Here is a 13,928-nt window from a genome sequence, read left to right as displayed (position 1 = left end):
GTTATGTAAAAGTTACCTAAACATTGATTAATTGCAAAATAATTGTATCTTTATCTCGTTAGAGTACTGTAAAATAATAATCCCAAAAAAAAATATATCATGAAAAAATTCTTAATTATAGCTGTAATGGCATTGTCGTTCGGAGCTTACGCTCAAGTTGATCCTACTTTTGAAAAAGAAGGAGAAAAAGTAAAAGCGACATACTTTCACGCAAATGGTGAGAAATCTCAAGAGGGTTACTTTTTAAACGAGAAGTTAGAAGGTGAATGGAAAATGTTCAATGAAAAAGGAGATAAAATTGCCATGGGTAATTACGAAAATGGTGTTAGAACCGGTAAGTGGTTATTTTGGGAAGGTGATGTAAAAAGTGAAGTAAGTTTTGATAATAACAGAATTGCTAGTGTTTCTAAAGCAAAAGCAAAAGATCCTGTTGTAACGAATAAGTAATCTCAATCAAATACAACAACAATAAAAAAGCCCCGTATCATTTGATACGGGGCTTTTTTGTTTCAGCTTTTTTTAGATTAAGCTACATGCTCTAATTGTTTATTTTCTTCATTACTATTTCCACCGAAACTGCTAAACTTTATTTTTATTCGGTATACTATGTTGAATAGTACTGGCACAATAATTAAGGTTAAGAAGGTTGCAACGATTAATCCGAAGATAACCGTCCAAGCTAATGGTCCCCAGAAAATTACATTGTCTCCACCAATATAAATGTGTGGATTGAACTCTGAGAATAGCGCAAAGAAATCAATGTTAAGTCCAATCGCTAATGGAATCAATCCTAAAACAGTTGTTATAGCAGTTAATATTACTGGGCGTAATCTCGCCTTACCACCTACGATCATTGAATCTGTTGCATCATCCATGGTTAAAAGATCACTGTCTTCTATACCAAGACGTACTTTTTTACGATCTATCAGAATTTGGGTGTAATCTAGGAGTACCACTCCGTTATTTACTACAATACCGGCTAATGAGATAATACCCATCATAGTCATCATAATTACAAAAGACCATCCGGTAATCATCAATCCTCCAAATACGCCGATAAAGCTTAAGAAAATTGCGATCATAATGATCAATGGTTTAGATATACCACCAAATTGGAAAATTAAGATAAGCATAATCAATCCTAATCCTGAGAAAAAGGCACCTACTAAGAAAGCTTGTTGCTTCGCTTGTTCTTCTAATTGACCTGTATAATCAATTTTAACGGTAGCGGGAGTTCCATCAAAACTTCCCATCTCATTTTGAATTTCGGCAACAATTGCACCGGCATCAGTAAAGCCAGGTTTTAATCCCGAATAAATAGTTACCACTCGTTTACCGTCACGGTGTTTAATAGCACTATAGCCAGATGTATTCTTTTCGGTGGCTACAGCAGAAATTGGAATCTCCTTAATCTGTCCGTTAGAAGGGTCTCTAAAAATGATATTCTGATTGAATAGGGCACTTTTATTGTATCTCAAATCTTCATTGAATCTTATGTTGATATCATAATCTTCACCATCTTCTTTATAAACCCCTGCTTTTTCACCAAAAATAGAACGTCTTAATTGGTTACCAACTTGACCAACGGCAACACCTAATTCACCCGCTTTTTCGCGATCTACAATCACTTGCATGGCTGGTTTGCCCTTGTTTACATCTATCTTCAATTCTTCAATACCAGCAATATTTTTAGTATTGATAAAGTTTTTAATGTCTTCGGCAGTATTAATCAGCTCATCATAATCATTACCTTCAAGCTCAATGTTAATTGGGAAACCTGCTGGCGGACCGTTGGCATCTTTCTCTACCGATATGGCAACACCAGGATAAATGCCCTGTAATGCAGCTTGCACACGACCACGAATATCTTCGGTATTTAAACCATTACGAAATTTATACTCGCTAAAGTTTACGGTTACCTTACCCTTATGTGGCATTTCGGCAGACGAACCACCATCGGTAAGTGGATTACCGGCACCTTCACCTACTACAGAAACAGCAGATGCCATCATAAAGTTTTCACCCTTTTCATTCTTGTACATATCATCATCCATGATTGCGTACACTTGGTTTTCTACCTCTTTAGTAATCTCATTGGTCTTTTCAATAGAAGTACCTTCAGGATATTCTACATACACATAGATTTCATTTGGTTTGTTATCTGGGAAGAATTCAATTTTAGTTCTACCGCTACCAACAGACATACCGAATAACATGAATACACCGATCAACATTAGAAATGTAATACCAAAATACCAGTATACATTGCTGCCTTTTAGTGCGTGCTTTAAACGACGCTCATACCAATTTTCAAAACGTGCCATTGTATTCTTTTGGAACTTAATAGCAGAACCTTTAATGATATATTTATATGCCCAGAACATGATTGCAGTAAGTATAAGTACAGAACCCAGGCCACGCATAGCGCCACCGAAGATGAGTATTAATGCTCCAATGCCACCCATAATAACACTCATTCTAATCAATTGCTTTAAAGTAAGTTCTTTTTCATCGGTACTCATGAATTTCGATACCAACATAGAATTCATGAAAATTGCCACGAATAATGAAGACCCTAAAACCACAGAAAGAGTAATAGGGAAGTAGATCATAAACTGCCCAAAAATACCAGGCCAAAGGCCTAATGGTACAAACGCGGCCACAGTTGTGGCTGTCGATATGATAATTGGGTATGCTATTTCACCGATACCTTTTTTTGCAGCTTCGGTTCTTGACAAACCTTCATCCATTAATCGGTATACATTTTCAACAACTACAATACCGTTATCTACTAGCATACCAAGCCCCATGATCATTCCGAAAAGAATCATTGTGTTTAAGGTATAGCCTAGCCATGATAATATTACGAATGACATGAACATTGACATTGGTATAGCGAAACCTACAAATAGTGCATTTCTAAAGCCTAAGAAGAACATTAAAACGGTTACTACGAGTATAATACCGAAGATGATGTTATTTACTAAGTCATCTACTTGATTCAGTGTACGTGTAGAAGAATCATTGGCAATGGAAATATTTAAATCTGGCGGAAAGTAATCGGCTTTTTCTTTTTTTACCAATTCTTTTATTTTGTCTGCTGCAGAAATAGAATTTCTACCTGCTCTCTTTTTTACATCGAGCATTACTACATTGTTCCCGAATTCTCGAGCATAGGTAGTTTTGTCTTTTGATTGAAAGTTAATGGTAGCAATATCTTTTAGGTATACAGCGCCATTCTCAGATTTTACGACGAAGTTGTTCAATTCTTTAGGATTTTCAACTTCTCCTAAAATACGAATGGTACGTCTTTGTCCAACGGTTTTTAAGTTACCGGCAGACATTGTCATATTACCATTACTAATAGCACTAATTACATCTTGAAAGCTGATTTTAGCAGCCATCATTTTGTAAATGTCAACACCAACTTCAACTTCTAGGTCTTGTGCACCACGTATATCTGCTTGTTTAATTTCTGGTAGGTCTTCTACTTCATCTTGTAAATATTCAGCAAACTCTTTCAACTTTTCTACAGGATAATCTCCGGTAAAGTTGATATTCATAATGGGCACTTCTTCTGAAAAATTCAGGTCAAACACATTCGGTTCTACCTTTGCACCGTTAAAAGTAGGCCAGTCTTCACTCGCTTTTTCACTATCGACCTCATCTTTTACCTTTTGTTTGGCTTGCTCAACAGTAATCTCTTCATCAAACTCTATGGTCAAAATAGCGTAATCTTCTTGAGAAGTTGAGGTGACTTCTACTACGTTACTTATATTCTTTAACCGATCCTCTAAAGGGTCTGTTATCAGTTTTTCAATATCTTCAGCTGTGTTACCTGGGTAAGGTGTGCTAATGTAGATTTTGGTCTCTATAATTTCAGGAAAATCTTCTCTAGGCATTGCCATATAGGCGCTAAATCCTAACCAAAGAAAAATGGCTATCATGACATAAATAACCGAAGGGTTATCAATGGCCCAAGACGATAAACCGAATTCCTTATCGGCGTTCTTTTGTACTTTGCTCATCGATCTTTATTTTTTGATTTTAACTTTTTGACCATCTTTTACACTTCTAGCACCTTCTTTGATAATTTGGTTGCCATCTGCTAAACCAGATAATACTTCAATATTTGCACCTTGTGTTTTACCAGTGATGATTACGCTTCTTTTTACTAACGCTTCACCATCTGCATTCGGCTCTTCTGCAACGAATACATACTGCTCCCCATCCGCATTTTCTGAAATTATACTAGTTGGTATTAATATGGCATCTTCGCTAGTGTAGTCGTTGATAGCTACCTTGGCAGAAAGATTAGGTTTAATCTTACCTTCTTTATTCGGTACAGGTATTTCAACTTCGAAAGATCTATTCGAAGGATTGATAAAATTGCCTGTCTGTCTAATTTTAGTAATGATGCTATCACCTAAAACTGGAAAATATACCAAAGCCTCTTTACCTTTTGCGACACTACCTAAATATGATTCTGGCACTTCTACCTCAATATACATATCAGATAGATTTACGATACGAAATACCTCTGAACCTGGACCAGGGGCAACTACAGTACCTTGATCTTTAATTACATTGTCAATAATACCCGAGAAAGGTGCTCTTATGGTTGATTTACCCAATTGACTTTGCGTCTGAGAGACCATATTTTCTGCAGCTTCATAATTGGTTTTAGCTTGTAAAAATTGAATTTCTGAACCAATATTCTGATTCCATAAACGCTCTTGACGTTCAAAAGTCGTTTTTGCTAAAGCAGCTTGCGATTTCAATTGACTTACTTGGCTTGACATACCGCCATCGTCAATAGTCGCTAATACCTGCCCTCTAGAAACTTTGTCTCCTTCTTTAACATATACTCTTTGTAGCGTACCTGCCATTTCTGGGTATATCAATACATTTTGCTTGGTAGATACATCACCTTGTAATTCTAAGTAGTGATTGAATAGCTCTTTTTTAGCAGTCAATGTATTTACTAACGGTAATTTTTCTTCATTACCTAAAATGGCAATGGCAGAATCTAAAGACTTTATTTGCGCATCAATTATTTTTTGCTGCGCGTTAATATTATTTTTTTTAGTTCTTATTGTCTCTAGGTCTTGCTGTGCTATAATATCTGCTACCGACTGCTCACCACTGCCACATGAGTATATGCCAATAGTTGCAATTAATAAAATTAGTATTTTTTTCATGATTGTATTTTTAACGATTGATTATTTAGTTTTTTGTATTTAAAATGATTTCCAATTCGGTCTTGTTATTAATTACCTCTACCATTGATTGCAAGTACTCTTGTTGGGTAGTATATAATTGTGTTTGTGCCTGTCTCAGTTCAAAACTTGTTGCAAGACCTTCTTTATATTTGATTTGGTTTTTGTTTTCAATACGTTCAGATAGTGTTAGATTTTGCTTTGCGGTTTCGTAATTATCTATCGCCAGTGTATAATTATTTTTGGCATTCTCTAACTGTAATCTAATTTGTTGTTCAGCTTCGGTTAATTGAGTTTCTGATTTTTCTAAAGCAATTTTAGCACGTTGCGTACTAGCACTTCTTTTCAATGAACTGAATATGGGTATGTTCAAATCGAAACCCATAATAGAAGAATCAAACCATTGCTGATCTCCGCTGAAAAAATCGAAGCTTTCCGAGTAAGCTGAACTACCATAGTTTACGTACGCATTCAAGGTTGGTAATGCGCGACTTCTTGCTAGTTTCCATTCAAAATAGCGTTGTTCGTTTAAATTCTCGGCAAGCTTGTAATCAACATTGTCATTAATATTAAAGTCGAAACCAAGAATACCTAAGTCCATTTTTGACATGGTAAGATCTTCTAGGTTTTCTTGTAATTGTGTAGGTGCATTAAGGTCTAGACCCATGCTTACATTCAACATTTGTAATGTAATGTCTTTTAGCCTAAGAGCATTTTGCAATAGATTATCTATAGATGATAATGTAATTTGAAGCTGGTCAACACTTTCTTCTTCTCCTAGTCCGTTTTCAAATAACTTTGTAGTTTCAAAAATATTTTTTTCGAGTGTGCTTTTGTTCTTCTCTAAGATTTCTATACTTTCTTCTGCTAAAAGTACATTTCCGTAAGCTTCAACTACTTGTTTTCTAACGTCTAGTTCTGTTTTCTCTTTGTTGTTTGCACTATAGCTTAAAAAAGCTTTTGTTGCTTGTACACCAACAATATATGAACCATCAAAAATTTGTTGGGTCAAAGTAACTGTTGCAGTTGCTGATTGTGGTTGAGAGAAAACTACAGGTATAAATTCGCCTGCTGCACCACCTACCAATTCTGCCGGCAGTAATGTTATAGGTTGCTTTAATTGATTAGAATAGCCAACAGACCCGTTAATTTGAGGAAGTCCGCCTGCGATAGTTTCCCATTTTTGCTTTTGGGCATCTATGATATCTCTATTCGCATTAATTGCCGAATAGTTGTTTTCTAATGCAAATTGAATCGCTTCTTCTAATGTAAACGAATAGGTTTGCTCTTGTGAATACCCTAAGCTTATACTTAGAATAGTAATTAAAATTAATAATTGATTTCGCATTTATTCTTGATTTGAATTGATGATATTATTTAATATGGTTTTTCCTTTTGGTGTTACAATACCTCTAATATGATATTCTAAAAATGAGTCCATAAGTTTCCCTATTGGAAATTGTTCTAACGGAAACATATTTTGGTCTTTTATACTATTTAGACCTGTGAAGTATATTCGAGCAACAAACTCCGGATTTATATTGTCTCTAAACAAGCCTTGTTTTAAACCGCCTTCTACATTCAATAATATACACTTATGCATTTTATCGAATTGCATAAGTTTCAGGTTTTTATGAATTTTCGGATAGTATTTCATTAATTGATACTGAGGAGAGCTTTTTTCATCATTTAAATGAGACATTACATATTTTTTAATCTCATACAATTCTTCTATAGCGTTTTTCTCCATCGCTATAATTAAGTCAATACCATTGCTTAAATCACAGAACTTATTCATTACGCAATCTTCTACTAACGAAGTCTTATTACTGTACTCGCTGTAAATGGTTTTTTTAGACATGCCAATTTCATTGGCGATATCGTCCATGGTAATACTCTTAAAACCACGTTCTAAGAAAAGCTGTGAAGCTGTATCCCTAATTTTTTCTTTCATATCGGCTGCAAATATACATCAGGAAACTTTAGAAACTAAAAAAGTTTCCAAAGTTTTACAATTTTTTAATATTCGGTAGTTTTTCAACGAATTTTGAGGGAGTCGTAATTAGTTATATAGCTTTAATTACTTGAGGCTAGAACTATGGCTTTTTGAAAAAACCAGGTTTCGCTATTATACATAGAGGGTATAAAAGCGTTTTAAAATGTATTAATTAGAAAAGATGAGGTATTAAATACTGATGTATTTTGAGGTAAGTATCTTAAAATTAATTGATTGTTATAACCTTCGGGATAGTGAAATAAGTTTATTGCTTTTTCTTTTTATCTACAAAATAGATAACAACAAGAAGTACTAAAGCGCCAAGCAGGTACCAAATAGTAGAAGTTTCCTTTTTCGGTTGATTGATTTCTACAATTTCTAACTGTTGGTTAGTTTTTATATTAGTCAGTATTTGAGTATTACCGCCTGTCCAATTTACAATTACAGAATCAACAGCAGTATTATCTCTCAAACCAAAGTGCGCTATCACTGAGTTTTGTGATAAATGACTAGACCCACCACCATCAATTTCTCTGATAATTCTTTTTCCATTAGCAACTACAGTTACGCGAGAGCCGATGCCATTTGCTTCTGAATCCAAACCTTTAAGAGCAACTTTTAGCCAATTACCTTTTTCTAAATCATTTCTAAAAAGTCGTGTGGTAGATGATATTGGGTAATTTAAAATAGGTTTTTGATTTACAACTAGTAAATCCATATCACCATCATTATCCATATCAAATATTACCGAACCCCTACCAATTCCGTAATCGTTAATGGCTAATTCCCTTCCTTTTTCAGTAAAGGTATTGTCGTTATTTTCAAAATAAAAATTGCCCATAGGTGTGCAATTCGGATTCAGGTCTCCGTTAGAAACAAACAAATCTAAATCTTCATCATGATCAAAATCAGCAAAATTCGCACCCCAACTAATTGCTAAATTGTAAGTGCCTAATTCTTTTGCTTTATCTACAAACGGTTTACCGATACCTTGATTCTCCATTAGCATATTGAACTTGATGTTGGTAATGTAATAATCCATCCACCCATCACCGTTATAATCGCCTACAGCTGCACCCATGGCGTTAATTTTTAAATCCATTTCGGTTTCCTTGCTGGCATCATCAAAATGGAGATCAGGATACTCATTTCGGTATAGAAAATTAGGAACGGCTTTATAGCCAAAATCTTGATTCACCAATAAGTCTTGATCTTGGTCATTATCATAATCGGTGAAAACTCCACCGAAACCAAAACCTTTATGCCCTAAACCATATTCATCATACACGTTTTCAAAACCTTTGCCGCCTTCATTTTTTAGTAAATAACTTCTAGCGGTTTGGTTCGCACTAACTATGGTGGCATCTTTTATAATACCCAGTTTGCCAGTAAATTCTTGAAAATAATTACCCACAAATAAATCAGTATATCCATCTGCATTAAAATCACCAAAACTTGGTCCTGTACTGAAGGAGTTTAAATCCTCTAAGCCGTATTCATTCGTTACATCTTTAAAGGTTGCATCTCCATTATTTAAGAAGAGTAAGTTTTTTGCCCTTGGTATAACGCTTTTACCATCGGTAGTGGTAATGGTCGTGATGAACAAATCTCTATATCCATCTTTATTAATATCGGCACTTACGACACCTTGAGTAGCAAACTCATCTGTAACTTCTAGTCCAGAATTTTTAAAAACATCTTTGAAAGTACCGTCACCATTGTTAAGGTATAATCGATCTGATTTTATACCACTCGTTATATATAAATCTTCGTAACCGTCATTATTGACATCGAATACTGTGACACCACCGCCAAAAGTACCCTCATAGACTTCATATTGGTGGTCAATGCCAGCAGTTTCTGATATATCGGTAAAAGTTTGTTGTGCATAGCTCATCAATCCGAATAATAGAAAGAATGTGGTATTGCTTATTTTAATAAGTGCTGAATTATTTTTTATCATTGTTCTTCCATTCTAGGGCATAAACGTTTTTTGCAATTTCTACCCCTTTTTCTAGCCCTACTTCGTTGTCTAATTGTGTGTGTATACCACCATAAAATCTAGAATCTGCAGTTTCTAGTGCGGCATCCCAAAAGGTGTCGAATGACCGAATTACAAAATCGGTTTCTTTGAGTTCATCGCGTTCTCTGCCTTCATGGGCTTTGTCTGTAAACGTAAATTCTTTTCCAAAGTTATGTTCTAAGACCGTTGCAGCAGCTGCAGCTTGTATAGCGTGACCAGATGGAAAAGAGGGGAATGGAGGGTCGGGCCAAAAAGATTCCCATTCCTCATCTATATATTTAGGTACAAAAGTATTTGGACGCTCGGTAAAAAATTGATATTTCCATTTCCAGCAGTTAACAAAAGCATCTGAAACTGCCATACCTACTTGTGCATAGACCTGTGCAGTTTCAATAAGCGAAATGTCATGACCTTCTACGGCTAGGGTAGCAAAATAGTATGAGTGACCTGGTGGTGTAAAACTTACATCTGGGTCATCGCCCCACCAGATAGCCGCTTCTTTTTCTAGCTGTGTTAATTCTAAATCTTTTAGATATACATTTTCAAACTGCTTGTAATAAGGAGAACCAACAGTTGTGTCATACGGAATCATCTTTGGGTCTTCAAGTTCTTTATTTGTGGAAGCAAAAGTTCTATTTTCTCCCCAATGTGGGTGTAATGGGTGGTGGCTGAATGATTGAGCAAATAATGGTGGTTTCCAAGCACCTGGTCTATCTGGGTGTACCATTGTTTTATCGAAATTATTGAGATATCCTCTGTGTCCGCCATCTGTTTTTGACCATTCGAAAATAGTTTGTGCGACAGATTTACCAAAGGCCACAGAACGCGAAACGGTTTGTTCGTCTAAACGATTTTGAAATTGAGTAAATATCACTTGTTCTAGAGAATCAATTTTTTGAATGTTTTCTTCGGATGTTTGAACGTAGATATTCTTTAGAATTTCTGATTGCCCAGCATTTAATGCCAATACCCAACTATATTCCTTAGAGTCATCTGCCATAGGAAGCATTTCTAACCCTTTCAATTGACCATTCATTGATTTATATTCAGTGAAACCCGGTACAATAGCCTCATACATGGTTAGCCCAGTATAGCCAAATGCCCTAGATGCAAAAGTGGGGGAGTTCGAGGGTGTATATCTGGTGATGAACAAGGTCATATTTGCCCATTCTAAAGCAACTTCTTTATCACTCATTTTTGGCTGCTCATTTGTAGAGCATGCCATTATAAGCAAGAGCAGCAGTACGGTAGAAATTCTTGTAAATGTTTTATTTATGGTACTAGTCATCGTTATTTAAAAAGCTATTTTAAAAGTTTATAGGTTTCAGTTGCTGCGCCGTAACTGGTTAATATAAGTTCATCATTTATCAATACTGCATGGGTGTTACTTCCTTTTATTGATAGTCCAGATTTTGATTGCGATACATATTTAAAAGTACCGTTGCCAACACCTAAAAGTACTGTGCCATAGTTGGCATCAAACTTCCCTATTCTAAGTTTATAAAAATCATTGTTGCCTAAAAATAGCAAATCTACAATACCATCTTTGTTGAAATCTGAACTTATAATTTCTGAAATAGGGGAGTATTGCGCTTGAATAGGTAGTGGTATGTTTTGGTATTTGCCATTTGCAGTGCTCATTAAAACGGTAGTTTCTTGATGTGTTATGGTTAGTTTATTGGCCTTCTGCAATTCGGTTTCATTGAAAATCTCTTTTAAAGTTGCATTGGCATATTTTTCATAACTATTAAACTGTTGTCGTTTACCTGAAAGCTGACCTAGCAACTCATCTCTTGTGATATAGGGGTAGCTAGTGCCATCCATATAAAAATTTAAAATAGGATCTACAGAACCATTATTATCAAAATCTGAATAATATAATTCAGCGGGAGTATCGGTACTCAATGTAAATTGAGTATTGCTACCAATGTTACCAGCAATTATATCCGGTTTACCATCTTTATTAAGGTCAGTTACATGTAGGCTTGTCCATAATCCGGATAAGGGCTCTTCAAAAAACTGATTGGTTTCATTAATTAATTTACCATTTTTATTGAGGTAAATAGAAATAGGCATCCATTCACCAACAACTATTAAATCTTCTTTTTTATCACCGTCCATGTCTGCCCAAACAGCATGAGTGGTCATACCTAAATTTTTCAATTCTGGCTGAATAGCATCCGTCTTGTCCGTAAAATTTCCTTTACCATCATTTATTAGAATATAGCTGCTAGATGATTCAGGAAAACGACCGGGTGTAACAGATCCACCAACGAAAATATCTAAAAAAGTATCGTGGTTTACATCTGAAAAAGCAACAGAAGCCGTATTAGTCTGCATGCTTGGTAGTGCAGATTCAGATTTTACAAAATTTCCTTTCCCATCACCTAAATACAATCGGTCTTGTAATAAAGGATCATTTTGGGTAAAGTTATGGTAGCCACCACTGGCAACGTACATGTCTAATTTACCATCATTATTTACATCAATAAGTGCGATGTCTGAATCGATGTTTTCTTTGTCTACATCAAAACTAGTATTGACTTTTTGAGTAAATTTCTTATTGTTGTTCTGTATAAATATGGATGTTGCTTGCTCAATGCCACCACCAATGACAAGATCTTCTAATCCGTCATTATTTATATCTCCCTTCGCCATTGGCGGACCGTCATGAGATACTTGTTTTAATAAAAGTGATTGCCTTTTAAAGTCATTTACTGATGATGATCGGTGCAGGTAATTAATAGCATTTGCGACCTTTGAAAATAAAACTTCTGATTTGCCTTCTACAAAAACTGATTTTTTTGCATTACTTTCTTGAAGCAATAATAATTGATTTTTAGTAACTTGTTTTAGAGTTTCCGTTTTGCCCGAATTCCAATTGATTACTAGGGAATCTATGGTAGTGTTATCAGCCAATCCAAAATGTAAAATGGATGAAACAGTTGATAGATAACCTTGAGTGGGCATCTGTTCAATTACTTGAGTTTCTCCATCACTGAAAATACTTACTTTAGAACCAATACCATTTGTATTTTTATCGCTGCCTTTAAGTTCTATACTTAAATAATTGTTGGTTTCATTTGGCGAATCGTTTCTGTAAATAAAAGCCGGTTTGTTAATGTTATTAACCACTAGATCCAAATCACCATCATTATCTAAATCGGTATATATAGCGCCGTTACTATTCGCGGGTTGATCCATACCGGCACTTTTAGTATTGTCAGTAAAGTTTACGCCGTCTTTATTACTGTAAAAGAAGTTTGTGAGGTTAGATGCTGGCATTTCTTTAATTAACTCTAAAACATCTTGTCTTTGTAACCTGCCTTTAGATTTTACGTAACTATCCATGTAATTGATGAAATCTAAATTGGTGTAGTCTCTGAAATATCCGTTAGAAATAAATAGATCTTTAAATCCGTCATTATCGAAATCTGCAAATAGTGGAGCCCAGCTCCAATCTGTATTTGAGATACCTGATAACTGACCTATTTCACTAAAGGTGTCATCACCATTGTTCAATTGTAGCATGTTTCGCATGTACTGATGATGAAATCCGCTTCTGATATTTAAATCGAACTTTTCATAATTATCTGGAGATAAAAGTAGCTTTTGGCGTTTGTTATCTTTTGGTAACATGTCTAATGTGAAAATATCTTGCAGACCGTCATTATCAATATCCGCTACGTTATTTCCCATAGAGAAGTGACTTGTATGCCCGATTTGGCTGCCCAATTGGTCAGTAAATGTTCCGTTTTGATTATTGATGTACAAGTAATCTGGCACGGTGTAATCATTAGATATGTAGAAGTCTTGCCATCCGTCGTTATTGATGTCACTTATGGCAATACCTAATCCGTAGGTTAGGGCAGAACCGCTAATGCCTGCTTTTTCGGTGATGTCGTAAAATTTATTATCTCTTTGTTCAAATAGGCGAGTACCTTGAAATGGGTCGTCTTTTTTTAAGAATTCTTTTGTGCTTACTTCATTTAATACTGGCAGTGATTTCGGATTATGATTTAATAACAGCATGTCTAAATCGCCATCTTTATCATAATCAAGAAAATAGCCTTGATTGCTGAATGCGGCACTTGCCAATCCATATGCTTCAGCTTGTTCTTTAAATATGGGAATGTTGTTAGCGTCGTTACCTTGATTGATAAAAAGTTGATTTTTACGCTTGGCATCTGGTAATGCTCCTGAATAACATAGGTAGAGGTCTAATTTACCGTCGCCGTTTACGTCTGCAGACGTAATACCCGTTTTCCAAGGTCCTGGTCTGCCGGTGACTTTTGAAATTGCGGTTACATCTTTAAAAGTAAAACCGCCTTCATTTAGATAGAACTTATTTTCACCCATATTAGAGGTGAAATATAAATCTTGTAATCCGTCATTATTAAAGTCTCCCGTAGCTACGCCACCACCATTATATAAGTATTCATATACCAATACATTAGCATTTAGCCCTTCTTTTAAAGTGTTCTGAAAAGTAACGTTAGTTTCATTTTCAGATAAAAGAGTAAAAAGAGATGGTTTTTCTGGCTTATTAATAGTAGCTGTTGCTTCATCTTTTTTAGGCTTTTCTGTACAGCTTTGAAGGAGTGTACATATAATAAGAAAACAGAGAGTTAGATTTTTTGTCATTTGCTTAAAAGTAAAAGATCTATCCCAAAAAGGGATAGATCTTTAA

The 13,928-nt window shown here is 35.2% G+C and carries 8 protein-coding genes; 1 reads left to right on the top strand and 7 read right to left on the bottom strand.

The window, feature by feature from the left end; all coding sequences use genetic code 11:
- Nucleotides 1–99 precede the first annotated feature (99 nt).
- Nucleotides 100–447: a toxin-antitoxin system YwqK family antitoxin gene (locus tag Q4500_RS03750; RefSeq protein ID WP_303598401.1), complete on the top strand. Its 348-nt coding sequence runs from the start codon at nt 100–102 to the stop codon at nt 445–447.
- Nucleotides 448–524: 77 nt separating this feature from the next.
- On the opposite strand, the gene Q4500_RS03745 is transcribed toward Q4500_RS03750, so the two are convergent.
- The 7 genes from Q4500_RS03745 to Q4500_RS03715 all read right to left on the bottom strand — a co-directional run bounded on the left by Q4500_RS03745 (nt 525) and on the right by Q4500_RS03715 (nt 13,882).
- On the bottom strand, nt 525–4,028 hold the full coding sequence (locus Q4500_RS03745) for an efflux RND transporter permease subunit (RefSeq protein WP_303598400.1): 3,504 nt from the start codon (nt 4,026–4,028) through the stop codon (nt 525–527).
- A 6-nt stretch (nt 4,029–4,034) separates the two neighbouring features.
- A complete protein-coding gene (locus tag Q4500_RS03740) occupies nt 4,035–5,201 on the bottom strand; it encodes an efflux RND transporter periplasmic adaptor subunit (RefSeq protein ID WP_303598399.1) in 1,167 nt (388 codons plus the stop codon).
- Nucleotides 5,202–5,226: 25 nt separating this feature from the next.
- Nucleotides 5,227–6,567: a TolC family protein gene (locus tag Q4500_RS03735; protein WP_303598398.1), complete on the bottom strand. Its 1,341-nt coding sequence runs from the start codon at nt 6,565–6,567 to the stop codon at nt 5,227–5,229.
- Nucleotides 6,568–7,173 carry a TetR/AcrR family transcriptional regulator gene (locus Q4500_RS03730; protein WP_073241815.1) on the bottom strand — a complete coding sequence of 202 codons (606 nt, stop codon included), beginning with the start codon at nt 7,171–7,173 and terminating at the stop codon, nt 6,568–6,570.
- A 307-nt stretch (nt 7,174–7,480) separates the two neighbouring features.
- Complete coding sequence (locus Q4500_RS03725) at nt 7,481–9,178, bottom strand: CRTAC1 family protein (protein ID WP_303598397.1); 1,698 nt, start codon at nt 9,176–9,178, stop codon at nt 7,481–7,483.
- Nucleotides 9,165–10,526: a phosphatase PAP2 family protein gene (locus Q4500_RS03720; RefSeq protein WP_303598396.1), complete on the bottom strand. Its 1,362-nt coding sequence runs from the start codon at nt 10,524–10,526 to the stop codon at nt 9,165–9,167. The genes Q4500_RS03725 and Q4500_RS03720 overlap by 14 nt, the downstream gene beginning before the upstream one ends.
- Before the next feature lie 14 nt (nt 10,527–10,540).
- Nucleotides 10,541–13,882, bottom strand: a complete 3,342-nt coding sequence (locus tag Q4500_RS03715) for a VCBS repeat-containing protein (protein WP_303598395.1) — start codon at nt 13,880–13,882, stop codon at nt 10,541–10,543.
- Nucleotides 13,883–13,928: the final 46 nt, after the last annotated feature.

The organism is Maribacter sp. 1_MG-2023 (genome assembly GCF_030547005.1).
Lineage (GTDB): Bacteria > Bacteroidota > Bacteroidia > Flavobacteriales > Flavobacteriaceae > Maribacter.
This window is presented reverse-complemented; position numbering and strand designations above follow the sequence as displayed.